Genomic DNA, 24646 nt, shown 5'->3' on the forward strand with positions numbered 1-24646 from the left:
CTGAAACCGCTTCTGCGCTAAATGCAGCGTGCGGGTTCAGGTTTTTTTTATGCCGTTGTCACAACCCCTCATTATCTTATCAATGAACCAGGAAGGTGAAAGATGAAGATCAATCCGCTTTTATTCGTCATCGGTACATCATATTTATTACCCTTAGCAGGCCAGGCGACTGAACAGATCAAACTGGGGCACAGAGTAGTTTCTGTTATCCAACAGGATGGGCTGCTATTTAAGGATCTTAATAAAGATGAAACGCTGAACCCCTATGAGGACTGGCGATTATCACCCGAGGCGCGGGCCCGCGATCTGCTTTCCAGAATGACGCCTGAAGAGAAAGCCGGTGTCATGATGCACGGTTCTGCGCCGGCGCCAGGCAGTATTATCGGGATTGGCAGCGAATACGATCTGACGGCTTCGGCCGCAATGATTATTGATGAAAGGGTAAATACTTTTATTACGCGATTAAGTACAGAACCGGCTAAGCTGGCTGAGCAAAATAATCGCTTACAGGAAATTGCAGAAGGCGCGCGCCTCGGCATTCCTTTAACAATCAGTATTGATCCGGTCAATACCTATCGCTATCTGCCCGAAAAAACCGCTACCCCGGACGCCTTTTCTAAATGGCCGGAAACCACCGGCCTTGCCGCCATCGGAGACGAAAATTTAGTGAAGCGTTACGCGGACATCGGCCGTCAGGAGTATCGCCTGCTGGGCATCACCCAGGCGCTGTCGCCAATGGCTGACCTGGCAACAGAACCCAGATGGTCGCGGTTATCCGGCACCTTTGGCGAGGATGCTCAACTGACCAGACGGATGGTGCGAGGGTATGTAGCGGGAATGCAAAACGGCACGTCAGGTCTGAATGCCGGGAGCGTCAGTACGGTGGTAAAACACTGGGCGGGCTATGGCGCATCGGAAAACGGCTTTGACGGCCACAGTGTTTATGGCAAATATGCTGATTTTTCCGGTAATAATCTGGATGAACATCTTATCCCATTTACCGGCGCATTTGAGGTCAATACGGCAGGCGTAATGCCAACTTACGCCATTCTGAAAAACCTGGTTTATAAAGGGAAAAAGATTGAACAGGTCGGCGCCGGATTTAACCACTATTTGCTCCAGGATTTACTCCGTCAGCACTATAAATTTGATGGCGTGATTATCAGCGACTGGATGATTACCGCTGACTGTGTCGATAAATGTATTCATGGTCACCCTGAGGGAGAAGCGCCCGATCCCAGCAGCCTGGGCATGCCGTGGGGCGTTGAATCACTGACCGAGGTTGAACGTTTCGCCAGGGCCGTTAATGCAGGTATCAATCAGTTTGGCGGCGTCACTGACACCACGCCACTGCTTAAGGCGCTCAAAGCGGGCAAAGTCAGCGAAGAAAAAATCAATGACTCGGTAAGACGCCTGCTGGAGCAGAAGATTGCGCTTGGGTTATTTGAAAACGCTTATGTGGACGTCAATGCGGCAAAAAAATTACCCAATGCGGCATGGCAGCAGGAGGCAGACAGAGCACAGCGTCTGTCGCTGGTTTTGTTAGAGAAAAAAACGGGCGTGTTGCCCGTCAAAGCCAGAACAAAGGTCTGGCTGCATGGCGTTAATGCTGACGAGGCGAAAAAAGCCGGTTTGGTGGTGGTTGATCAACCCCAAAAAGCGGATATTGCCATTGCGCGTATTGTTGCGCCCTTTGAGCAGCCGCATAAGAACTATTTCTTTGGCGCCCAGTATCATGAGGGCTCTTTAGCCTTCCGGAACGATGATGCCGATATCGCCGCCATCGCAAAGCTGGCTGAAAAAATGCCGGTTATTGTGACCGTTTACCTTGACCGGCCAGCGATCCTTACACCCTTAAGAGATAAAGCCAGTGTGTTAATCGGTAATTTCGGCGTGAGTGATACTGTCTTGTTTACTGCGCTGATGGATGGCGCCGCGTTCTCAGGGAAGTTACCTTTCGAACTGCCTTCATCAATGGAGAGCGTGCTGAAACAGCATTCAGATCGCGCTGCTGATAGCGAGCATCCGCTCTATACGCTTGGGTTTGGTCTGAAATAGCTGCGGCATAAAAATAGCGGGGCCAGGCCCCGCTTGAGGATTACAGTACAGCGACAATGGCTTCACACAGTGCCGACATGTTGTCTGGCGTCATGCCTGCCACATTAACGCGTCCGGAGTTCACGGCGTAAATACCAAATGCTTCCCGCAGACGAACGACCTGATCTTTGGTCAGTCCGCTGAAGGAGAACATACCGTTCTGGTTAATAATAAAACTGAAGTCTCTGTCTGCGCCTTTCTCCTGAAGCGTATTCACGAAGAGCTGACGCATGCGATGAATGCGCTGACGCATGTCGGTCAGTTCCTGCTCCCAGACAGCGCGCAGATCGTCATTGCCGAGAATGGTCGCAACCACCGCCGCGCCATGCGCCGGTGGGTTAGAGTAGTTTGCGCGGATGGTGTATTTCACCTGGCTGAACGCGGTATCTGCAACCGCGTCATCACTGGCGACCAGCGTCAGTGCGCCAACGCGCTCGTTGTACAGACCGAAGTTTTTAGAATAAGAGCTGGCGACAATCAGTTCCTGATGACTGGCGGCAAAAATACGCAGCCCTTCTGCATCTTCCTCAAGACCGCGAGCGAAGCCCTGATAGGCGAAATCGAACAGCGGCAGCCAGCCGTTCGCCTGAGAAAGGGCGGCAAGCTGCTGCCACTGCTCAGCGCTCGGGTCCACGCCGGTAGGATTATGGCAGCAGCCATGGAAGAGAACGATATCACCGGCCTGCACGTCACGCAGTGAACTGACCATCGCCTCAAAGTTCAGCGAGTGGTTTACGGCGTCATAATACTGATATTCACAGACTTCCAGCCCGGCAGCATGAAAGACGTTTTTATGGTTTGGCCAGCTTGGATTGCTTATCCAGATGCGTTTCGCGGTGGTTTGCGTGGCGATAAAATCAGCGGCAACGCGCAGGGCACCGGTTCCGCCCGGCGTTTGCGCAGTAAGGGCGCGTTTACTGCTGATGATGGCGCTCTCTTTACCGAACAGCAGCGCCTGGGTGCAGCGGGCAAAGTCGGCCAGGCCGTCAATGCTTAAATAATTTTTTGTGGTTTCATTTTCCAGCAGGTACTGCTCTGCTTTTTTCACGCTGGTGAGCACCGGCGTTTTGCCCGTTTCGTCTTTATATACGCCAATACCGAGATTGATTTTATTAGGACGGTCGTCGGCGCGAAAAAGATCGGCTAAGCCAAGAATAGGATCGGCAGGGGCGGCTGCAATGCGTTCAAACATAGTCAAAGTCCGTTAGCGTAATCTGAAGCGAAGTGAAGGTTCAGGTTACCGCCACAGCGCACAAAATGCCAACCGTTTGCGTGAAAAAGAGCGGGGGAAACAGGGAAGTAAATCAAAGAAAATAAAAATGGAGCCGAAGGCTCCATTTTTTACGATGAACGGCGGTGAGGTTATCACCCCGGTAGCGTTTTTAGAACTGGTAAACCAGGCCTACTGCTACGGTGTCATCAGTGTTCAGACCCAGTGGATTATCATCATCCAGCAGGTTGATCTGGTAGTCGACATAGGTAGACATGTTTTTGTTGAAGTAGTAAGTCGCACCTACGTCAGCATATTTGATCAGGTCAGCATCGCCGATACCGCTGCCAATGTCTTTGCCTTTAGACTGCACGTAGCCGAGAGAAGGACGCAGACCAAAGTCGAACTGATACTGAGCCACTAACTCAATGTTTTGCGCTTTGTTAGCGAAAGAGGACATGTTGCCGGTCACGCCGTTGTCAAAAGTTACACCGGTAGCGCTAATAGGCGTTGCATTACGCGTTTCACCGTACATCGCGGCCAGGTAAATATTGTTAGCGTCGTATTTAACTGCGGTTGCCCATGCTTCAGCACGTTCGCCTGCGCCGTTGTTGATGGTGCCAACGGTATCGCCATCAGCATTCGTTACGTTACGCACGCCCGCTTCCTGAGCGTTGGTACGGTCATAAGAACCGTACGCACCAGACACACCTAAGCCGATTGGCGAGGTATAGGTGGTAGAAACCGCATAGCCATCACCGTTAGAGCGACGAGGATCATCACGGTCATTTTTACCCTGATATTGCAGAGCGAAATCCCAGCCATCAACCAGGCCGAAGAAGTTGGTGTTACGGTAGGTCAGTACGCCAGTGGTACGGCCGCCGGTTACGCCTGTATCAGTGTAAGCTGAGTCGCCGCCGAATTCTGGCAGCATATCGGTCCAGCCCATTGGATCGTACAGCAGCGCGTAGTTACGACCGTAGTCGATTGAACCCGCGTCGCCGAATTTCAGACCAGCAAAGCCCAGACGGGTTTTGTTGCCGTTCTGCGCGTCTGAACCTTCAGAGTTGTTGGTGTTGAACTGGTATTCCCACTGGCCGAAACCGGTCAGCTGGTCGTTAATCTGGGTTTCGCCTTTGAAACCTAAGCGCGCATATGACTGGTCGCCATCATTGCCGTCGTTATCAGAGAAGTAGTGCAGGCCAACAGCTTTACCGTACAGGTCCAGTTTGTTGCCATTCTTGTTATAAACTTCGGCTGCATTGGCTGCGCCTGCTGCTAACAGGGCTGGGATAACCAGTGCAAGAATGTTGCGCTTCATCATTTTTTATTACCCTCATTGGAGTTATTTGGACACCTGCCACTGCCGTCAAAAATTCTTTACAGAACTCTGAAGAGAGTTTGGTGTCTTCCTGTGTCTGCACGCATCTTTCCATTCACTGAGACGTTAATCTAGCGCGAAAATGCTACTAATAGCTTATTCTGGTAACAGGAAGAAAATTTGTATTACAAAATGTAATAATCACGGAACTTTGTGAAGTACTTCATAATTTACAAAAATAAAAAAAGGCCAGCAGCGCTGACCTTGATTATATATATGAATTTCTTATGTTTTATGCCGAAAATCAGAAACTCGCATTTCGCGGCGTGCGCGGGAAGGCAATCACGTCCCTCACATTTTGTACACCCGTAACATAAGCAATTAAACGTTCAAATCCTAAACCGAAACCAGAATGTGGCACGGTGCCATAGCGACGCAGATCGCGATACCACCAATAATCTTCTTTATTAAGGCCCATTTCGTTCAGGCGCGCATCCAGCACATCAAGACGTTCTTCACGTTGCGAACCGCCAATGATTTCACCTATGCCTGGCGCTAAAACATCCATGGCCGCGACGGTTTTGCCGTCGTCGTTCAGGCGCATATAAAACGCTTTGATGTCTTTGGGATAGTTTTTCACCACCACCGGCGCTTTAAAATGCTTTTCAGCAAGGTAACGTTCGTGTTCAGACGAGAGATCGATACCCCAGGCTACCGGATTTTCGAATTTCTCGCCGCAGTTCATCAGGATCTCAACCGCCTCGGTGTAATCAACCTGCGCAAAATCGGTTGTTACAAAACGCTCCAGGCGAGAAATCGCCTCTTTATCTACGCGTTCGGCAAAGAACGCCATATCATCAGCGCGCTCGGCCAGAACGGCCCTGAACACATACTTCAGCATCGCTTCCGCCAGCGCGGCGGCGTCATTCAGATCGGCAAACGCCACTTCAGGTTCGAGCATCCAGAACTCAGCGAGATGACGACTGGTATTGGAATTTTCGGCGCGGAAGGTCGGGCCGAAGGTATAGATTTTAGAAATCGCGCTGGCGTAGGTTTCGCCGTTGAGCTGGCCCGATACGGTCAGGAATGCTTCACGGCCAAAAAAGTCTTCATCAAAATTCACTTTGCCGTCCGGCGTGCGCGGCAGGTTTGCCAGATCCAGCGTGGAGACGCGGAACATTTCACCCGCGCCTTCGGTATCGGAGGCGGTGATCAACGGCGTGGAAACCCAGAAATAGCCTTGCTCATCAAAAAAGCGGTGCAGGGCCTGCGCCAGGGTATGACGAACGCGCGCAACCGCGCCGATCAGGTTGGTGCGAGGACGCAGGTGCGCCACTTCGCGCAGGTACTCAATACTGTGGCGCTTGGCCGCCATTGGATAAGTATCAGGATCGTCGACCCAGCCGACCACCTCGACGTGGCTGGCCTGAATTTCAAAGCTCTGACCTTCACCGGGGGATTCAACCACCTTACCGGTGATGGCTACCGAGCAGCCGGTGGTCAGGCGCAGCACTTCATCCTGATAATTATTCAGAGAATTATTGACGACAGCCTGGACGGGATTGAAGCAGGAGCCGTCGTAAACGGCGATGAAGGAAATACCAGCTTTCGAATCTCTTCGTGTACGCACCCAACCACGTACGGTGACTTCGCTGTCAACCGCGACACGGCCATGCAGTACATCCGTTACAGGCACAACGCTCATAAGTGTCTCTCACTTTTAATCAGAATTAGAAAATAAATACCCAAATTCAGGGTAGTGCTATGTTACTTGTCGATCGGCGAGACACAAGCAGATTTCGTTACCGTGCGGGAGATTTCTTTTACAAACAGAAAAGAGGCGATGCAGCCGCCTCTTTATGATGAAGAGAGGCTAGCTGGCTTTTTTAACCAGCGGCAGGTCAAACGCTTTGCGCAACGCGCGGACAAAGGCTTTGTCCTGGCATATGGTTTTACCGGGACTGTCGGAGAGTTTGGCAACGGGTTTGCCGTTGCATTCCACCAGTTTAATCACAATATTCAGCGGCTTAACCTGCGGAATATCGCAGGTGAGTCGCGTGCCGATACCGAAAATGACCTCGGTGCGCTGGCCGAAGTGCCGGTAAAGATCGACGGCTTTATCCAGATCGAGGTTGTCTGAAAAGACCAGCGTTTTGGTTTTCGGATCGATATTCAGTCGCTGATAGTGAGCAAGAGCTTTTTCGCCCCATTCAACCGGGTCGCCGGAATCGTGACGCAATCCCTGATAGCGGCTGGCGAAGTTCATCCCAAAATCACGCAGGAAAGCGTCCATCGTGATGCAGTCGGTGAGGGCGATGCCCAGGCTGTCGGGATACTCTTCCAGCCACGCCTGCAACGCCGCGCGCTGGCTGTTGGCGAGCACCGGGCTTATCTGCTGATGCGCCTGAAACCATTCATGCGCCTGCGTGCCTACGGGCGCGATCGCCAGTCGGCGGGCGATGTCGTAGTTGCTGGAGCCAACCAGCCACGGGAAATCCTGTTGAAGCGTGCTGACAATCGCCAGCTGCACGTCGCGCGAGAAGCGGCGGCGGGTGCCGAAGTCCATCAGCTTAAAACGAGAGAGATCCATTCCGTCGGTGGTTTGACGAAATCCGGCCAGCTTGCTTTGTAACTGTTCGACCGCTGTCTCAACCGCGATCTGTGGCGAGCGGTGACGATGCACCACCTCGCTTATCAGGGCCAGCAGCGGCACTTCCCACATAATCACCTCAAGCCACGGGCCGCTGATGCGAATATCCAGCTTGCCTTTGTGATTGCGCACGCGTACCTGAGAAGGATCGTAGCGGAACTGACGTAGCCAGCTGAGATAGTCGTCTTTAAAGAAGGGAAGGCCGGCCAGATAAGTGGCTTCTTCATCAGTCAGCCTGAGAGCACGCATCATTTCAATTTGCTGCACGATCTCATCGGCGTACACACCCAACAGATCGTCGCCCCGGCAGCGAAATTCGGCAACCACAGAAATATTTTGATAACGGTGAAACACGGCCTGCTGCATATGTAGCTTGTAGGCATCCGTATCCAGTAACGTGGTTAAAATCGGGTTATCGTAAGATGTCATGGTGCGTTTCAGCATCCTCTGGCGAAGAGCGTTATCCCCGGTAAAAAAACGAAAGACGCAGGAGTATAACGTGAATACTCATTTATTGAACCCGATCACAACATAATTCGCCGCCAGAGGTCGAGGGCAATCCGTGCGCAGGTATCGTTTTTTATGTTTTCTGGCCTGCGGCGCGGTGATTCGTCGTGGCAACATTGCGCTAACAGGAATAGACTTTATCCGACTAACTAATATCGACGTGAGAAGGACTTATGACGCAACTGCCACAAGCCAAAAATCGGCATGATTATCGTGCGCCGGATTACACCATTACCGATATCGACCTGACATTCAATCTTGATGCCAGCGTCACGCAGGTTACCGCCGTGAGCCGCATCAAAAGGCTGGGCGCAGACGGTGCCGCGCTGCGCCTCGACGGCGAAGATCTCACGCTGGTTTCGCTTGAGGTGGATGGTCAGCCCTGGTCGCATTATCGGCTGGAAGAGGGCGCGCTGGTGCTGGAACACCTGCCGGAAACCTTTACGCTGACGGTGGTGAACAACATTCACCCCGACAAAAACACCGCGCTGGAAGGGCTTTATAAATCCGGCGAAGCGCTCTGCACGCAGTGCGAGGCGGAAGGCTTTCGCCATATTACCTGGTATCTGGACAGGCCAGACGTGCTGGCCCGCTTTACCACTACGATTATCGCCGAGAGCACGCGCTATCCTTATTTACTGTCGAACGGCAATCGCATTGACGGCGGCCAGATGGAAGACGGTCGCCACTGGATGAAGTGGGAAGATCCCTTTCCGAAACCCTGCTATCTGTTTGCGCTGGTGGCGGGCGATTTTGACGTGCTGCGCGACAGCTTCACCACCCGATCCGGGCGCGACGTGGCGCTGGAGATTTTTGTCGACCGCGGCAACCTCGATCGCGCCGACTGGGCGATGACATCGCTGAAAAACAGCATGAAATGGGATGAAGAGCGCTTCGGTCTGGAGTACGACCTCGACATCTTTATGATCGTTGCCGTCGACTTCTTCAATATGGGCGCGATGGAGAACAAAGGACTTAACGTCTTTAACTCTAAATACGTGCTGGCAAAAGCTGAAACCGCGACCGATAAAGACTATCTGGGCATTGAGGCGGTGATTGGCCACGAATATTTCCATAACTGGACCGGCAACCGCGTCACCTGCCGCGACTGGTTCCAGCTCAGTCTGAAAGAGGGGCTGACCGTTTTCCGCGATCAGGAGTTCAGTTCCGATCTCGGCTCCCGGGCGGTTAACCGTATCGATAACGTGCGCGTCATGCGCGGCGCGCAGTTCGCTGAAGATGCCAGCCCGATGGCGCACCCGATCCGACCTGAGCAGGTGATCGAGATGAACAACTTTTACACCCTGACGGTGTATGAAAAGGGTTCTGAAGTGATCCGCATGATGCACACGCTGCTCGGCGAAGAGAATTTCCAGAAGGGCATGCAGCTCTATTTTGAGCGCCACGATGGCAGCGCCGCGACCTGTGACGATTTCGTGCAGGCGATGGAAGATGCCTCCAATGTCGATCTCTCACAGTTCCGCCGCTGGTATAGCCAGTCCGGCACGCCGGTGCTCTCCGTACGTGACGACTACAATCCTGAACTTGAGCAGTACACGCTGCACGTCACGCAGATGACGCCGCCCACCGCCGATCAGAAAGAGAAGCGTCCGCTGCATATTCCGCTGGATATTGAACTGTACGATAGCGAAGGGAAGGCGATCCCGCTTCAGCGCGACGGTCACCCGGTGCATCACGTGCTCAACGTGACCGAAGAGTTTCAGAGCTTTGTTTTCGACAACGTTTACTTCCAACCGGTGCCCTCGCTGCTGCGTGAATTCTCTGCGCCGGTGAAGCTGGACTATCACTGGAGCGATGCGCAGCTCACCTTCCTGATGCGTCATGCGCGAAATGATTTCGCCCGCTGGGATGCGGCGCAAAGCCTGCTGGCAACCTATATCAAACTTAATGTTGCCCGCTATCAGCAGGAGCAGCCGCTCTCCGTGCCGCTGCACGTTGCTGATGCGTTCCGCGGCGTGCTACTGGAAGAGAACAGCGATCCGGCGCTGATGGCGCTGATCCTGACATTGCCGGGTGAAAACGAGATCGCTGAACTGTTCGACATTATCGATCCCATTGCCATTGCGGAAGTACGTCACGCGCTGGTGCGCCTGCTGGCAAACGAACTGGCTGACGAATGGCTCGCGGTGTATAACGCCAACCAGAGCGCCGATTATCAGGTAACGCATGCCGATATTGGCCGTCGCGCGCTGAAAAACGTCTGCCTGGGTTACCTGGCACATGGCGAAGTGTCGCTGGCGGACAAACTGGTGAAAGCGCAGTTTGTGCAGGCGAATAACATGACCGATTCGCTGGCGGCGATGGCAGCTGCCGTGATGGCGCAACTGCCGTGTCGCGAAGCCTTACTCACCGCGTTTGACGAACGCTGGCATCAGGATGGCCTGGTGATGGATAAATGGTTCGCGTTACAGGCGACCAGCCCGGCCGCAGACGTATTGGGCCGCGTGCGGGGTTTGCTGAACCATCGCTCATTCAGCCTGAGCAATCCAAACCGCATTCGTTCGCTGATTGGCGCTTTCGCCTCCGCCAATCCGGCCGCCTTCCATGCGGAAGATGGCAGCGGTTATCATTTTCTGGTGGAAATCCTTACCGATCTGAACCGTCGCAACCCGCAGGTCGCCGCGCGCATGATTGAGCCGCTGATCCGCCTCAAACGCTACGATGAAGGACGTCAGGCGCTGATGCGTCAGGCGCTGGAGCAGCTCAAGGGGCTGGAAAATCTCTCCGGGGATCTCTACGAGAAGATCAGCAAGGCGCTGAGCGCCTGAGGAAACGGGCGAAGCAATTCGCCCGTTTTTCGACCTTAACGATGGGCATAACGCTTATCGGCTTCAGCTGATGAGCGTTTCATTACCCGGTCGAGGACTTCTGCTTCCAGTTCAGCAAGCTTTGCCGAACCTTTACGTCGCGGGCGAGGCAGATCGACCATCAGATCCAACCCCGTTTTTCCCTCTTCAATCAGCAGCACCCGATCCGCCATCGCCACCGCTTCACTCACGTCATGCGTCACCAGCAGCACGGTAAAGTGGTGTTCCTGCCAGAGCGACGCGATAAGATCCTGCATCTCAATGCGGGTCAGCGCATCCAGCGCACCGAGCGGCTCATCAAGCAGCAGCAGGCCGGGACGATGAATAAGCGCGCGGGCGAGCGCCACACGCTGCTTCTGACCGCCGGACAGCGCGGCAGGCCATTCATTAGCGCGCTCGGCCAGACCGACGGCGGCAAGCGCATCTCTTGCCGCATGCTTCCACGCGCGGCCCTTCAGGCCAAGCCCGACGTTATCAATAACGCTCTTCCACGGCAGCAGCCGTGCATCCTGAAACATCAGTCGCGTATCTTCTCTGGCCTCGCTCAGGGGCGCGCTGCCCGCCAGAAGCTCACCCGATGACGTTTTCTCCAGCCCGGCCAGCAGCCGCAGCAGCGTGCTTTTACCGCAGCCGCTGCGCCCGACCACGGCAACAAACTGGCCGGAAGGAATATGCAACGTCAGATTGTCCAGCACCGTACGGCCGTTGTATTGTTTACTGACGCCGTTGATAACCAGCGGCGTGCCAGCGTTCAGTCGCGCCGGCGAGGGGGCAAGTGCGCTCATGCGTTTTCCTCCTTCAATTGATAAGCCGGATGCCAGCGCAGCCAGATCCGCTCAAGCAGCAGCGCGCTGACGTCGGCCAGTTTCCCGAGCAGGGCATACAAAATAATGGCCACCACCACCACGTCTGTTTGTAAAAATTCGCGCGCGTTCATCGCCAGATAGCCAATGCCGGAATTGGCAGAAATGGTTTCCGCCACAATCAGCGTCAGCCACATCAGGCCCAGCCCGAAGCGTACGCCAACCATAATAGAAGGCAGCGCGCCCGGTAACACCACCTGAATAAACAGGCTCCAGCCAGACAGGCCATAGCTGCGCGCCATCTCCACCAGTCCGCGATCGACATTGCGAATGCCGTGATAGGTATTCAGATAGATGGGAAAGAGCGTGCCGAGCGCCACCAGGAAAATTTTTGCCGATTCGTCAATGCCGAACCAGAGGATCACCAGCGGGATCAGCGCGAGATGCGGAACGTTACGCAGCATCTGCACCGAGGTATCGAGCAGCCGCTCGCCGAGACGCGACATGCCGGTGATCAGGCCCAGCGTCAGACCAATCGAGCCGCCGATGCAGAAACCGATGGCGGCGCGCCAGCCGCTGATCGCCAGATGCTGCCAGAGCTCGCCGCTGGCGGAGAGACGCCAGAACGTCAGCACAATGGCCTCGGGCGAGGGCAGAATGCGCGTAGAGAGCCAGCCCGTTTGCGACGCGATTTGCCACACAACCACCAGCAGAATTGGCAATGCCCACGGGATCAGGGGCTGAGTAATGCGTTGAAGCGATCTGTTCATAGCGTGCTTTCCCCTTTAAACCGCCAGCGCCAGCGGCTGATGCCGACGCGCCAGCGCCTGCCAGAAGGTGTCCAGTGATTCATTGAGGCGCGCGTCCAGCACCGGCGAGAGCACCGGCTGGCGATCGTAATGCGTCACCTGGCTGTCATCGGCAAAGACGCCATGCAGCACTTCCTGCGCTTTCAGGGCGTTCAGCACCGGTTTCAGCGCATAATCCACGGAGAGCATATGCGCGATGGTGCCGCCGGTCGCCAGCGGCAGCACCACCTTATGCTCCAGCGCACGTTCCGGCAGCAGGTCGAGCAGGGTTTTCAGCGCGCCGGAAAAAGAGGCTTTATAGATAGGCGTCGCCACAATCACGCCGTCCGCTTTTTCCAGATCCTCATTGAGCGCCAGCAGGGCAGGCGAATCGAATCGGGCGCAAATCAGATCTTCAGGATGGAAATTATGCAGATTCCACGGAATAACCTCGACGCCGCGCTGTTCCAGCCGATGCTGACAAAGCGTGAGCAGGGCCGTTGAACGTGATGGATAGCGAGGGCTTCCCGCCAGGGTAATAACGCGCATAATCTCTCCTTTTAACCGGATGTTAATTATTCAACAGATCGTGTAACAGAGAGGGTTATCCTGACAGAGCCCATAAAGAGCCTTAAATGATTTATCCGGTATTGATAAGCTGCTTTACGAATAAGAAAACGTTTGCGCGCGCGTGCAATCGTTTACATTGCAGCTAAAGCGCTTTACCATTTTGTGCCGCACCCGTCGCGTTTCTGCGCCAATCCTGACACCACACCGCCAGACTGGAATAGCCGATACGCGCTCGCACGGCGTTTGTCGGGGGTCGACCGACGCGCGTTTTCATCTTACTTTCCCGCACAGTCGGGCTTCAGGAGCATTCATGTATCACCTGGTTCGTCAGGCACTTTTCCAACTTGATGCCGAGCGCGCGCACGAACTTACGCTGCGTCAGTTGCAGCGCGTTTCCGGTACGCCGCTGATACAGCTGGTTCGCCAGTCTCTTCCTTTACGTCCGGTAAACTGCATGGGGCTGACGTTTAAAAATCCGCTTGGCCTCGCGGCTGGCCTGGATAAAAACGGCGAATGCATTGATGCCTTTGGCGCAATGGGATTTGGTTCTGTTGAAATTGGCACGGTCACGCCGCGGCCCCAGCCGGGAAATGATAAACCCAGAATGTTTCGCGTGCTGGAAGCGGAGGGGATCATTAACCGGATGGGATTTAATAACCACGGCGTCGACAGGCTGGTTGAAAACGTTAAAAAAGCCCGCTTCGATGGCGTCCTCGGCATCAATATCGGTAAAAATAAAGATACGCCGGTTGAGCAGGGCGCCGAAGATTATTTAATCTGTATGGAAAAAATCTACCGTCATACCGGTTATATCGCTATCAATATTTCGTCGCCCAATACGCCAGGATTACGCACTTTACAGTATGGTGATGCGTTAGATGAATTGTTAAGGGCGGTTAAACAAAAACAGAAAGATCTTGAAACGATCCATCACAAATATGTTCCCGTTGCGGTGAAAATAGCGCCGGACCTTTCTGAAGAAGAACTGATCCAAATTGCAGACAGCCTTGTTCGACATAATATTGATGGCGTGATTGCCACCAATACCACGCTCGACCGATCGCTGGTCAGCGGATTGAAATATGCAGACGAGGCGGGAGGGTTAAGTGGACGCCCGCTACAGCTTTCCAGCACGGCAATCATTCGCCGTCTGGCCGACGAGTTGCAGGGCCGACTGCCAATAATTGGCGTTGGCGGAATTGATTCTTTGATCTCTGCCAGAGAAAAAATGGCGGCAGGCGCATCGCTGATTCAAATATATTCCGGGTTTATTTATAAAGGGCCGCCGTTGATAAAACAAATTGTGACCCATCTTTGAAGAATATTGGTTTAAACCAGGCCAGGGGGTTTATTTTCCCCGCTGGCTCGTTTATATTTTGGGATGTTTTCGCAATATTCAGATTTACAGGCGCATTCTCTGTCATTACGGCTTCGCCTGAATTTACAAAAATTGAAGTTTGCGACCGGAATGTAAACAAGTATGACAACAGGACACATCATGAAAATAAAACCCGACGACAGCTGGCGCTGGTTTTTCGATGCGGAACACGATCGCATGATGCTGGATCTGGCTGATGGGATGCTGTTCCGCTCCCGCTTTCCCCGTAAGATGTTAACCCCTGATGCTTTCAGCGAAACCGCCTTCTGCGTTGATGAAGCGGCGCTGTTTTATAGCTTCGCCGAACACTGCCGCCGCTGCACGCTTGACGACAGCCAGCGTATCGAACTGGTGCTGAATGCGCTGGTCGCCAGCCGCTTCCTCAAACCGCTGATGCCTAAGAGCTGGCACTTTACTACCTGTCGCGATTATCTCTCACCCAAAGAGGGCGAGCTGGTTTGCGTGACGCTGTGCGAAACGGGCGAACAGGCAGTAATGATGGTGGCGGAGGCCGGCGAGAGCGCCGCGCTGTGCGTGCTGGCTCAGCCGCAGCTAACGCTGGCTGGCCGCAGCATGGTGCTTGGCGACGCGATCAAAATCATGAACGACAGGCTGCAACCCAGGGCGGATGAGCAGCATCTGCTGCTGGCCAGCGCGGTCTGAGTCCTACTTCCCACGTAAAACAACGTCGCCGGCGGGAATGCAGCTGCAGCTCAAAACGCGACCGTCGGCGCCAATAGCCTCTTTCTTCAGGGGCCGCACCTCTCCCGATACCAGCGTGATTTTGCAGCTACCGCAGATGCCCGCACGACACGAGTAAGGAATGCGGTAACCCTGCATCTCCAGTTGCTCCAGCAATATCTGCTGATTATTGCCGGTAAAGGTGTTTCCCTGCCAGTTGATGGTGAGCTTTTGCGAGGCGCTGTGGACGACCTCCAGCGTTTCGCTCACCTTTCCTGCGCCATACGGGCGCGGCGGTTTATTCGCCAGCACCTCCAGTTCATCACCCACGCGCAGTATGCCACTGCTTCTGGCGATTAAATTCAGGCCAAAATCGATATCGCCGCTGTCATCAGCGGCGGTTCGAAATTTTTGTAAGGTCGTCAGCGGCTCGCCGGACGGGTGCTTTTTGCCGCCCTCGGGACTGACGGTGGTGAAGACGCAACGGCTACAGGGTTTCGGCACATCAAAAATAATGTTGCCGATGCGCAGGGTTGACCAGGCGTCCTCAGCCCAGGCGCCGGTGCCGGTGACCACCAGATTGGGGCGGAACTGCTCCAGGCGGATACCCGCCGGGCAGCGCTGGCGAAGATCGTTGAGCGAGGCCTCATTGATCAGCAGAAAGGGAAAGCCGTCGGCAAAGCCTAACGGCACCTGCTCGAAGCGCTTCACGCGACGGCTCATCTGTTGGCCGACCCAACGCAGCTGCACCGGTCGCGGAAAGAACCCGCTCAGCCACTGATTTATTTCATCGGGGGCAATCAGCGCAGTAAAGGTACTGCCCCAGACTTCCGTGGAGGCGGCATCGCCGGAAAAGTCAGCCAGCCGGATAGTGGCGCTGGTGCCATCCGGCGCGGAGAGAAACAGGCCATCCTGCATCAGCGCTGGCGTGAACAGCACCATATCCGGATACTGACGCGCGGTGATAAATGTCCCGTTGGTATCGGTGATCATAAACACGCGGTCAAAAGCAAGGCCGCTTTCCAACGCCTGCGCATGGGAAACCTGCGTACCTCGCATTGATTTAACCGGATGAATATAAAGACGAGACAGGGTAACCATCACACGCTCCTGATAAAAACTGTCGCGCTGCGGCGCATCAAACCGCAATAAGACGCGATCAAAAGAAGCTAACTTTATGACATGCGCCTGCGATTAGCTATAATGCGCAACTATTTTCTGAAGACGATAAGTGACGTTATGAATTCTCTGTTTGCCAGTACGGCGCGTGGGCTCGAAGAGCTGTTAAAAAGTGAACTGGAAGCGCTGGGAGCCGAAGGCTGCCGGGTGGTTCAGGGCGGCGTACATTTTCAGGGCGACGATCGTCTGATGTATCAGAGTTTACTGTGGAGCCGTCTGGCTTCGCGCATCCTGTTGCCGCTGACCGAATGCGGCGTTTACAGCGATCTTGATCTTTACCTCGGCGTCCAGGCCATCGACTGGCCAGCGCTGTTCAGCAGTGAAAAAACCTTTGCCGTGCACTTTAGCGGGCTGAACGAGGTGATCCGCAACAGCCAGTACGGCGCGTTGAAGGTGAAAGACGCCATTGTCGACAGTTTTACCCGTAAAAACCTGCCGCGTCCCGATGTGGATCGCGAGCTGCCGGATATTCGCATCAACGTCTGGCTGAATAATGATACCGCCAGCATCGCGCTCGACCTGAGCGGCGACGGTCTTCATCAGCGCGGCTACCGTCAGCAGGCCGGGCAGGCGCCGTTGAAGGAGACGCTGGCGGCGGCGATCGTGCTGCGTTCCGGCTGGCAGGCTGGCACACCGCTGGTCGATCCGATGTGCGGTTCCGGCACGCTGCTGATTGAAGCGGCAATGATCGCCAGCGATCGCGCGCCGGGCCTGCATCGCACCCATTGGGGCTTTACCGGCTGGCGGAAATTCAATAGCGAACTGTGGCGCGAAATCACCAGCGAAGCGCAGGTGCGCGCCCGCCGTGGGCTTCAGGAAACGGCTTCGCGCTTTTACGGCTCGGATAATGACGCGCGAGTGATCGAACGGGCGCGCGCAAACGCCCGTCGCGCCGGCCTGGCGGATCTGATTGAGTTTAGCGTGAAGGATGTCATCAGGCTTGAGAACCCGCTGCCGGATGGCCCGTCAGGTACGGTACTGAGCAACCCGCCATATGGCGAGCGGCTGGACAGCGAACCGGCGCTGATTGCGCTGCACAGCCAGCTGGGCCGCATCATGAAAAGCCAGTTTGGCGGCTGGAACCTGTCGCTGTTCAGCGCCTCGCCAGAGTTATTAAGCTGTCTGCAACTGCGTGCCGGACGTCAGTTTAAGGCGAAAAACGGCCCGCTCGACTGCGTGCAGAAAAATTATCAGCTGGCGGTCAGCGCGTCGTCCGAAGGACGCGGACAGATTGCTGAAGATTATGCCAACCGTCTGCGTAAGAATCTTAAGAAGCTGGACAAATGGGCGCGCCAGGAAGGGATCGAATGCTATCGCGTTTACGATGCCGACCTGCCGGACTACAACGTGGCGGTGGATCGCTACGGCGACTGGATCGTGGTGCAGGAGTACGCGCCGCCAAAAACGATCGAGCCGGCAAAAGCGCGCCAGCGCCTTTTCGATGTCATATCCGCCACGCTCAGCGTGCTGGATCTGCCCTCGAATCGTCTGGTGCTGAAAACCCGCGAGCGGCAGAAGGGTAAAAGCCAGTATCAGAAGCTGGGCGAAAAAGGTGACTTCATGGAAGTCTCAGAGTTTAACGCGCGCCTGTGGGTCAATCTTACCGACTATCTGGATACCGGCCTGTTCCTCGATCACCGCATTGCCCGCAAAATGCTGGGCGAAATGAGCGACGGCAAAGATTTCCTGAATCTGTTTGCCTATACCGGTAGTGCCAGCGTGCATGCCGGCCTGGGCGGGGCGCGCAGCACCACTACGGTGGATATGTCGCGTACCTATCTGGAATGGGCGGAGCGCAATCTGCGCCTTAACGATTTGACCGGACGGCAGCATCGCCTGATGCAGGCCGACTGCCTCAGCTGGCTGCGTGAATCAGACGAACAGTTCGATCTGATTTTTATCGATCCGCCCACCTTCTCCAACTCTAAACGCATGGAAGAGAGCTTCGACGTGCAGCGCGATCATCTGCAACTGATGAAAGATTTAAAGCGGCTGCTGCGCCGGGGCGGCACTATTATGTTCTCCAATAACAAACGCGGTTTCAAAATGGATCTTGCCGGACTCGCTGCGCTGAATTTAACCGCGCAGGAAATAACCGACAAAACCCAGTCGCAGGACTTTGCCCGCAACCGTCAGATCCATAACTGCTGGCTGATTACTCATGCCGGTAAGGAAGATGTTTAATGTCACTGATCAGTATCCATGGCGCCTACCTCTCCTTCAGCGACGCGCCGCTGTTAGATAATACCGAACTTCATATTGAAGAGAACGAGCGTGTCTGTCTGGTGGGCCGCAACGGCGCGGGCAAATCCACGCTGATGAAGATCATCAATCGCGAACAGCCGCTGGACGATGGTCGCATCATTTATGAACAGGATCTGGTGGTTTCGCGTTTGCAGCAGGACCCGCCGCGCGATGTTCAGGGTTCGGTTTATGACTTCGTTGCCGAAGGCGTCAACGAGCAGGCGGAATATCTGAAAGCCTATCACGCCATTTCTCATCTGGTGATGACCGATCCCAGCGAAAAAAATCTCAATGAGATGGGTCGTCTTCAAAGCATCCTCGATCATCAAAACCTCTGGCAGCTTGAAAACCGCATTCACGACGTGCTGAAGCAGATCGGGCTGGAGGCGGATGCGCCGCTTTCATCGCTCTCGGGCGGCTGGCTGCGTAAAGCGGCGCTGGGCCGCGCGCTGGTCAGCAATCCGCGCGTCCTGATGCTTGATGAGCCCACTAACCATCTTGATATCGAAACCATCGACTGGCTGGAAGGCTTCCTGAAAACGTTTCAGGGCAGCATTATTTTTATCTCGCATGACCGCTCGTTTATTCGCAATATGGCGACGCGCATCGTCGATCTCGATCGCGGCAAACTGGTCTCCTGGCCAGGCGATTACGATCTCTACCTGACGTCAAAAGAAGAAGCGCTGCGTGTGGAAGAGATGCAGAACGCGGAGTTCGACCGCAAGCTGGCGCAGGAAGAAGTGTGGATCCGTCAGGGCATTAAAGCGCGCCGCACCCGCAATGAGGGCCGCGTCCGCGCGCTCAAAGCGTTGCGTAACGAGCGTGCAGAGCGCCGTGAAGTGCTGGGCAAAGCCAATATGCAGGTCGAAGAAGCCAGCCGCTCCGGGAAGATTGTGTTTGAACTGGAGAACGTCAGCTATCGTGTGGCCGAAAAACAGCTGGTGCGGGATTTCTCCTCGCAGGTGCAGCGCAGCGACAAGATTGCGTTGATTGGGCCTAACGGCTGCGGGAAAACCACGCTGCTGAAGCTGATGCTCGGTCAGCTGAAAGCCGACAGCGGCCGCGTGCATATCGGTACCAAACTGGAAGTGGCCTATTTCGACCAGCATCGCGCCGAGCTGGACCCCGATCGTACCGTGATGGACAACCTCGCTGAGGGCAAGCAGGAAGTAATGGTGAACGGCAAGCCGCGTCACGTGCTTGGCTATTTGCAGGATTTTCTGTTTCATCCTAAACGCGCCATGACGCCGGTAAGAGCGCTCTCCGGCGGAGAACGTAACCGTCTGCTGCTGGCACGCCTGTTTCTCAAGCCCAGCAACCTGCTGATCCTTGATGAACCGACCAACGATCTGGATGTGGAAACGCTGGAGCTGCTGGAAGAACTGATCGACGGCTATCAGGGCACCGTGCTGCTGGTCAGCCACGATCGTCAGTTTGTGGATAATACCGTGACGGAATGCTGGATATTTGAAGGCAACGGCGATATCGGTGCCTTTGTCGGTGGTTATCACGATGCGCAGCAGCAGCGCGCGGCATCAAAGCAGTCGCGCGCGGCGATCAAAACCTCATCCGTTCCGCAGGAAAGCGTAAAAGCCGAGCCGGCAAAACGTGCAGCCGCTAAGATGAGTTATAACTTACAGCGCGAACTGGAACAGCTGCCGCAAAGAATGGAAGAACTGGAGAAGCAGCTCGAAACGCTTCAGGCGCAGGTCGCTGATGCCAGCTTTTTCAGCCAGCCGCATGAGGTAACGCAGCCCGTGCTGGATGCGCTGGCGCAGGCGGAGCAGGATCTGGAAGCCGCCTTTGAACGCTGGGAATATCTTGAATCGTTGAAAAACGGCTAACCGCGAAGAGGTTGACTATGTGCGGTTCTCACCACCCCGACCGCTGGATGCTTTGCCCGCAGTGCGACCTGATGACCGAAGTGCCTGAGCTTGCGCCGGGCAGCAAAGCCAGTTGTCCGCGCTGCGATACCACGCTGGCCGCCGCCTGGGTGGAGCCGCAGCGTCGGCCAACGGGTTACGCGCTGGCGGCGCTGTTTATGCTGCTGCTGGCAAACCTGTTTCCCTTCGTTAATATGCACGTTGCCGGATTGAGCAGTCAGATTAGCCTGTGGCGTATTCCACAGGTGATGGTCTCTGAAGATTACAGCAGCCTGGCGACGCTGTTTATTCTGTTCGTGCAGGCGATGCCCGCCGTGTGCATGGTGGGGATTGTGCTGCTGGTCAATCCTGTTCGTCTGCCGCAGTCGCTCAGGCGAGGCATGGCGCGCGTGCTGTTTCAGTTGAAAAACTGGGGCATGGCCGAAATTTTTCTCGTCGGCGTGCTGGTGAGTTTCGTGAAGCTGATGGCCTATGGCGATATCGGCATTGGCACCAGTTTTGTTCCCTGGTGCCTTTTTTGTGTGCTGCAACTGCGCGCGTTTCAGTGCGTTGATCGGCGCTGGCTCTGGCAGCGGATCGCATCGCCGCCGCCTTTGCCGGCAGAGCCCGTGCCGGCCATCAGCGGGCTGCGCCAGGGGTTGCGCTCCTGCCGCTGCTGCACGGCGGTGCTGCCTGTTGATCAAACGGTTTGCCCACGCTGCGGCACCGCAGGCCACGCGCGTCGCAGACACAGCCTGCAATGGACAATGGCGCTGCTCATCACCGCTTTTATGCTCTATATTCCGGCGAATCTGTTGCCGATCATGGTGACGGAATCGCTGGGCAGTAAAACCCATTCGACGATTATGGCGGGCGTGGTGCTGCTGTGGAGTGACGGTTCGTATCCGGTTGCGCTGGTGATTTTTATCGCCAGCATCATGGTTCCCTCGTTGAAAATGCTGGCGATAGGCTGGCTCTGCTGGGATGCTCGCAGCAACGGGCCGACGCATCACGACAGCGAAAAAATGCACAAAATTTATGAGGTGGTCGAATTTGTTGGCCGCTGGTCGATGATCGACGTTTTTGTGATTGCCGTCCTCTCGGCGCTGGTGCGCATGGGCAGGTTAATGAGTATTTATCCCGCCATCGGGGCGTTGCTGTTTGCGATAGTGGTTATTCTGACCATGTTCGCGTCAATGACGTTCGATCCCCGACTGACGTGGGATCGATTACGTGAAAAGAGTTTTGAGGAGCCGAGCATTGAAGGAAAATAACCACCACAGCGCGAAGGTTGAGCAGATCAAACGCTGGTCGCCGGTCTGGATTGTCCCGATTGTCACCGTGCTTATCGGCGCGTGGATCCTGTTCTATCACTTCAGCCATCAGGGGCCGTTAGTTACGCTCATCACCACCAATGCGGAAGGCATCGAAGGCGGCAAAACCACCATTAAAAGCCGTAGCGTTGACGTTGGCGTGGTCGAAAGTGCCGTGCTGACCGATGACCTGCATCATGTTGAAATTACCGCCCGGCTCAATTCCGGCATGGAAAAATTGCTGAAGGAAGACAGCGCCTTTTGGGTGGTGAAACCTTCTATCGGCCGAGAAGGCGTGACCGGACTGGGAACATTGTTGTCCGGCGCCTATATCGAACTGCAACCCGGCAATAAGGGCGGTAAAAAAGAGCAGTATCAACTGCTGGATTCACCGCCGCTGGCATCGCCAGATGCAAAAGGCGTCCATATCACCCTGGACAGCGCAAAAGCGGGGCAGCTAAACCCTGGCGATCCGGTGCTGTTCCGCGGTTATCGCGTGGGATCGGTTGAAACCAGCCAGTTCGATCCCGATAAGCGGATGATGACCTATCAACTGTTCATCACCGCGCCTTATGATCGCCTGGTTACCACCAACGTGCGTTTCTGGAAGGACAGCGGCATCGCCGTGGATATGTCCGCTTCCGGCATGCGGGTTGAAATGGGATCGCTCACCACGCTGTTCAGCGGCGGGGTCAGTTTTGATGTGCCCAACGGCTGGGAGCTGGGCGACGTGGCGGCCAATAAAGCGGAGTACAAGCTGTTTGACGATCAGCGCAGCATCCAGGATTCGCTTTATACCCTTCACAAAGATTTCCTGATGTTCTTCAGCGACTCGATTCGCGGCCTGCAACCCGGCGCGCCGGTAGAGTTCCGCGGTATTCGCCTGGGCACCGTGGCTGAAGTTCCGTACAAATCCAATAAAGTGGCGCAGCAGTTGGACAACGACTACCGCATTCCTGTGCTGATCCGTATCGAACCGGATCGCTTCCAGAGCATGCTCGGTAAAGATTTTGATATTGATCAGCATCTGAAAGACGGTATCAAAAATGGCCTCCGTGCTTCGCTGAAATCAGCGAACCTGCTGACCGGCTCGCTCTATATCGATCTGGATTTCTATAAAAATGCCAAACCTGTTGATGGTGTCACGGCGTTTGCTGGCTATAAACTGATTCCCACGGTGAGCGGGGGCCTCGCGCAGATCCAGCAAAAACTGATGGATGCGTTGGATAAGATTAATAATCTGCCGCTCAATCCGGTACTTAATGAGGCGACCGGCACGCTGAAAGAGAGCCAGCGGACGCTGCGTGAACTGCAAAAAACGCTGGATAATGTGAATCAAATCACTTCAAGCCAGTCGATGAAGGACTTGCCTGCGGATATGCAGCAGACTCTGCGTGAGCTGAATCGCAGCATGAAGGGCTTCCAGCCTGGCTCACCGGCATATTCGCGTATGGTCGGTGATATGCAGCGTCTGGATCAGGTGCTTCGTGAACTTCAGCCCGTGCTGAAAACGCTGAACAGTAAGAGTAACGCGCTGGTATTTGAAGCGAAACCCGGTCAGGACCCACAGCCGAAGAGAGCGAAATAATGATGAGATGGATCCCCGTGGCGTTAGCGCTGGCCTTAACCGCCTGTAGCAGCACGCCAGAGACAAACTACTATCAGTTGCCTGCGGGCAATAGGCTGGCGACGGTCAGCAGTCAGGTTGATGCCGGTCGTCCGACGGTGTGGGTGGAGCATGTTAGCGTACCGGATTATCTGGCAGGCAATGGCGTTGTCTATCAAAGCAGCGATGTGCAGTACGTTATCGCCAGCAATAATCTGTGGGCCAGCCCGCTTGACCAGCAGCTACAGCAAACGCTGCTGGCGAACCTCAGCCAGGCGCTGCCGGGCAGTCTGGTTTCCGCGTCGCCGCTGGGTCAACAGCAGGACAAGCTGAACGTTAACGTTACTGGTTTTCACGGTCGCTACGACGGTCAGGCGATTGTCAGCGGTGAATGGGTGCTGGAACATCAGGGCAAAATAGAGAAACGCAGCTTTGCCCTGACCATGCCGCAGAACGAAGATGGATACGATGCGCTGGTCCGCACGCTGGCGAAAGGCTGGCAGCAGGAAGCGAATGAAATCGCTAATGCGATCCGCAACAATCAATAAAAACTATTAATCTTAAGCACACAATCCCTGTGCGCTGCAAACACGTTTTTGCATCGCACAGGGATTTTTCTTTTTTAACCAACTGCTTGCCGTTCTTTTTCACACCTTTAAACCGCTGAAGATGCCTTCCCACGTTTCATCCTGATGACGAAGCGGTGAAATTTGCGCATTGATTTTTATTTTTAAAGGCAGTAAAAAAGAAAGGTGGTTGCACGTTATTTAACCACTGATTTCTTTCCACCAGAGTCCACCTGACCTGAAAAAGAGGATTACAGGCATGATGAAGAGACAGAAACGAGATCGACTTGAACGGGCACATTCACGAGGTTATCAGGCCGGGATCTCCGGGCGATCCAAAGATATGTGCCCCTATCAACTGATAGATGCGAAATCTCACTGGTTGGGAGGCTGGCGACAAGCCATGGAGGACAGATCGGTTACCGTGTAGCCGGGTGTCAGTAAAGGGAAAACCTCCGCAAAGCGGAGGTTTTTTGATTCAGAAAGCAGAAGTATCTTTAAAAAGTCCGACTTTAAGATCGGTGGCGGTATAGATCACGTGACCATCTACCAGCACTTCGCCATCGGCCACGCCCATTACCAGTTTACGGTTGATAACGCGTTTGAAGTGAATACGATAAGAGACTTTTTTCGCGGTTGGCAAAACCTGGCCAGTGAACTTCACTTCACCCACGCCGAGCGCACGGCCTTTGCCTTCAGCGCCCAGCCAGCCCAGATAAAATCCAACCAGCTGCCACATCGCATCCAGACCCAGACAGCCAGGCATCACCGGATCGCCAATAAAATGGCAGCCAAAGAACCAGAGATCGGGTGAAATATCCAGTTCTGCTTCAACAAAGCCTTTACCGTAGTTACCGCCGTCTTCGGTCATTTTTACCACGCGGTCCATCATCAGCATGTTGCCGGCAGGTAATGGCGGGCCTTCCGCGCCAAACAACTCTCCGCGACCAGAGGCAATGAGGTCTTCTTTTGTATAGGATTCGCGTTTATCTACCATGTTTTAAATAAGCCTTATTTTAGTGAACCACGAAGGTTAGCGAACA

19 protein-coding genes are annotated in these 24646 nt (G+C 54.7%); 10 read left to right on the forward strand and 9 right to left on the reverse strand.

Features of this window, described 5'->3' with window-relative positions; translation table 11 throughout:
- Positions 1-102 precede the first annotated feature (102 nt).
- Positions 103-2058, forward strand: a complete 1956-nt coding sequence (locus tag FA91_RS06725; RefSeq protein ID WP_034913844.1) for a glycoside hydrolase family 3 N-terminal domain-containing protein — start codon at positions 103-105, stop codon at positions 2056-2058.
- Between the two features lie 40 nt (positions 2059-2098).
- Here FA91_RS06725 and FA91_RS06730 read toward each other — a convergent pair whose 3' ends face one another.
- From FA91_RS06730 to pncB, 4 genes are all read right to left on the reverse strand, one after another.
- Positions 2099-3289: an amino acid aminotransferase gene (locus FA91_RS06730; protein ID WP_034913846.1), complete on the reverse strand. Its 1191-nt coding sequence runs from the start codon at positions 3287-3289 to the stop codon at positions 2099-2101.
- 190 nt (positions 3290-3479) lie between these two features.
- Complete coding sequence (gene ompF / locus FA91_RS06735) at positions 3480-4631, reverse strand: porin OmpF (protein ID WP_034913848.1); 1152 nt, start codon at positions 4629-4631, stop codon at positions 3480-3482.
- Between the two features lie 301 nt (positions 4632-4932).
- Positions 4933-6333 (reverse strand): asparagine--tRNA ligase, encoded by a 1401-nt coding sequence (gene asnS, locus FA91_RS06740; protein ID WP_034913851.1) that lies wholly within the window; start codon positions 6331-6333, stop codon positions 4933-4935.
- A 168-nt stretch (positions 6334-6501) separates the two neighbouring features.
- Entirely contained in the window at positions 6502-7722 is a 1221-nt protein-coding gene (gene pncB / locus FA91_RS06745; protein WP_034913853.1) for a nicotinate phosphoribosyltransferase, read from the reverse strand.
- A gap of 236 nt (positions 7723-7958) precedes the next feature.
- Here pncB and pepN point away from each other — a divergent pair, with 236 nt between their 5' ends.
- Positions 7959-10574, forward strand: coding sequence for an aminopeptidase N (gene pepN / locus FA91_RS06750; protein ID WP_034913856.1), 2616 nt, complete (start codon positions 7959-7961; stop codon positions 10572-10574).
- A gap of 35 nt (positions 10575-10609) precedes the next feature.
- On the opposite strand, the gene ssuB is transcribed toward pepN, so the two are convergent.
- From ssuB to ssuE, 3 genes are read right to left on the reverse strand one after another with little or no spacing between them, the layout of a single operon-like run.
- A complete protein-coding gene (ssuB, locus tag FA91_RS06755; RefSeq protein WP_034913858.1) occupies positions 10610-11398 on the reverse strand; it encodes an aliphatic sulfonates ABC transporter ATP-binding protein in 789 nt (262 codons plus the stop codon).
- Complete coding sequence (gene ssuC / locus FA91_RS06760; protein WP_034913859.1) at positions 11395-12186, reverse strand: aliphatic sulfonate ABC transporter permease SsuC; 792 nt, start codon at positions 12184-12186, stop codon at positions 11395-11397. Before ssuC ends, ssuB begins: the two co-directional genes overlap by 4 nt.
- A gap of 15 nt (positions 12187-12201) precedes the next feature.
- Complete coding sequence (gene ssuE / locus FA91_RS06765; RefSeq protein ID WP_034913863.1) at positions 12202-12753, reverse strand: NADPH-dependent FMN reductase; 552 nt, start codon at positions 12751-12753, stop codon at positions 12202-12204.
- Between the two features lie 331 nt (positions 12754-13084).
- On the opposite strand from ssuE, the gene pyrD reads away from it, so the two are divergent.
- A complete protein-coding gene (gene pyrD / locus FA91_RS06770) occupies positions 13085-14092 on the forward strand; it encodes a quinone-dependent dihydroorotate dehydrogenase (protein ID WP_034913866.1) in 1008 nt (335 codons plus the stop codon).
- Between the two features lie 180 nt (positions 14093-14272).
- The gene (locus FA91_RS06775; protein ID WP_034913869.1) at positions 14273-14815 is read left to right on the forward strand and encodes a cell division protein ZapC; all 543 of its coding nucleotides are present in this window, start codon (positions 14273-14275) and stop codon (positions 14813-14815) included.
- Between the two features lie 3 nt (positions 14816-14818).
- Here FA91_RS06775 and FA91_RS06780 read toward each other — a convergent pair whose 3' ends face one another.
- The gene (locus FA91_RS06780) at positions 14819-15934 is read right to left on the reverse strand and encodes a YcbX family protein (protein WP_034913871.1); all 1116 of its coding nucleotides are present in this window, start codon (positions 15932-15934) and stop codon (positions 14819-14821) included.
- Between the two features lie 138 nt (positions 15935-16072).
- Between FA91_RS06780 and rlmKL the strand changes: the two genes are divergently transcribed.
- The 6 genes from rlmKL (at position 16073) to rmf (ending at position 24033) form a co-directional block, all read left to right on the forward strand.
- A complete protein-coding gene (gene rlmKL / locus FA91_RS06785; protein ID WP_034919042.1) occupies positions 16073-18196 on the forward strand; it encodes a bifunctional 23S rRNA (guanine(2069)-N(7))-methyltransferase RlmK/23S rRNA (guanine(2445)-N(2))-methyltransferase RlmL in 2124 nt (707 codons plus the stop codon).
- Positions 18196-20100: an ABC transporter ATP-binding protein gene (locus FA91_RS06790; protein ID WP_034913874.1), complete on the forward strand. Its 1905-nt coding sequence runs from the start codon at positions 18196-18198 to the stop codon at positions 20098-20100. Before rlmKL ends, FA91_RS06790 begins: the two co-directional genes overlap by 1 nt.
- A 17-nt stretch (positions 20101-20117) precedes the next feature.
- Positions 20118-21392 (forward strand): membrane integrity-associated transporter subunit PqiA, encoded by a 1275-nt coding sequence (pqiA, locus tag FA91_RS06795; RefSeq protein ID WP_034913876.1) that lies wholly within the window; start codon positions 20118-20120, stop codon positions 21390-21392.
- A complete protein-coding gene (gene pqiB, locus FA91_RS06800) occupies positions 21379-23019 on the forward strand; it encodes an intermembrane transport protein PqiB (protein WP_034913879.1) in 1641 nt (546 codons plus the stop codon). The genes pqiA and pqiB overlap by 14 nt, the downstream gene beginning before the upstream one ends.
- Entirely contained in the window at positions 23019-23585 is a 567-nt protein-coding gene (gene pqiC, locus FA91_RS06805) for a membrane integrity-associated transporter subunit PqiC (RefSeq protein WP_034913882.1), read from the forward strand. Before pqiB ends, pqiC begins: the two co-directional genes overlap by 1 nt.
- A gap of 280 nt (positions 23586-23865) precedes the next feature.
- Complete coding sequence (rmf, locus tag FA91_RS20430; protein WP_072016874.1) at positions 23866-24033, forward strand: ribosome modulation factor; 168 nt, start codon at positions 23866-23868, stop codon at positions 24031-24033.
- Between the two features lie 48 nt (positions 24034-24081).
- On the opposite strand, the gene fabA is transcribed toward rmf, so the two are convergent.
- Positions 24082-24600: a bifunctional 3-hydroxydecanoyl-ACP dehydratase/trans-2-decenoyl-ACP isomerase gene (gene fabA / locus FA91_RS06810; RefSeq protein WP_034913884.1), complete on the reverse strand. Its 519-nt coding sequence runs from the start codon at positions 24598-24600 to the stop codon at positions 24082-24084.
- Between the last annotated feature and the right edge of the window lie 46 nt (positions 24601-24646).

Origin of the sequence: Erwinia sp. 9145, from assembly GCF_000745075.1 — a bacterium.
GTDB classification, from domain to species: domain Bacteria; phylum Pseudomonadota; class Gammaproteobacteria; order Enterobacterales; family Enterobacteriaceae; genus Erwinia; species Erwinia oleae.

Coding starts and splice junctions, on each gene's coding strand:
- rlmKL (WP_034919042.1), top strand. CDS start 16,073: ATGAATTCTCTGTTTGCCAGTACGGCGCGTGGGCTCGAAGAGCTGTTA.
- pqiA (WP_034913876.1), top strand. CDS start 20,118: ATGTGCGGTTCTCACCACCCCGACCGCTGGATGCTTTGCCCGCAGTGC.
- ssuB (WP_034913858.1), bottom strand. CDS start 11,398: ATGAGCGCACTTGCCCCCTCGCCGGCGCGACTGAACGCTGGCACGCCG.
- fabA (WP_034913884.1), bottom strand. CDS start 24,600: ATGGTAGATAAACGCGAATCCTATACAAAAGAAGACCTCATTGCCTCT.
- ssuC (WP_034913859.1), bottom strand. CDS start 12,186: ATGAACAGATCGCTTCAACGCATTACTCAGCCCCTGATCCCGTGGGCA.
- asnS (WP_034913851.1), bottom strand. CDS start 6,333: ATGAGCGTTGTGCCTGTAACGGATGTACTGCATGGCCGTGTCGCGGTT.
- pqiC (WP_034913882.1), top strand. CDS start 23,019: ATGATGAGATGGATCCCCGTGGCGTTAGCGCTGGCCTTAACCGCCTGT.
- pncB (WP_034913853.1), bottom strand. CDS start 7,722: ATGCTGAAACGCACCATGACATCTTACGATAACCCGATTTTAACCACG.
- ssuE (WP_034913863.1), bottom strand. CDS start 12,753: ATGCGCGTTATTACCCTGGCGGGAAGCCCTCGCTATCCATCACGTTCA.
- FA91_RS06775 (WP_034913869.1), top strand. CDS start 14,273: ATGAAAATAAAACCCGACGACAGCTGGCGCTGGTTTTTCGATGCGGAA.
- FA91_RS06725 (WP_034913844.1), top strand. CDS start 103: ATGAAGATCAATCCGCTTTTATTCGTCATCGGTACATCATATTTATTA.
- ompF (WP_034913848.1), bottom strand. CDS start 4,631: ATGATGAAGCGCAACATTCTTGCACTGGTTATCCCAGCCCTGTTAGCA.
- rmf (WP_072016874.1), top strand. CDS start 23,866: ATGAAGAGACAGAAACGAGATCGACTTGAACGGGCACATTCACGAGGT.
- pepN (WP_034913856.1), top strand. CDS start 7,959: ATGACGCAACTGCCACAAGCCAAAAATCGGCATGATTATCGTGCGCCG.
- pyrD (WP_034913866.1), top strand. CDS start 13,085: ATGTATCACCTGGTTCGTCAGGCACTTTTCCAACTTGATGCCGAGCGC.
- FA91_RS06730 (WP_034913846.1), bottom strand. CDS start 3,289: ATGTTTGAACGCATTGCAGCCGCCCCTGCCGATCCTATTCTTGGCTTA.
- FA91_RS06780 (WP_034913871.1), bottom strand. CDS start 15,934: ATGGTTACCCTGTCTCGTCTTTATATTCATCCGGTTAAATCAATGCGA.
- FA91_RS06790 (WP_034913874.1), top strand. CDS start 18,196: ATGTCACTGATCAGTATCCATGGCGCCTACCTCTCCTTCAGCGACGCG.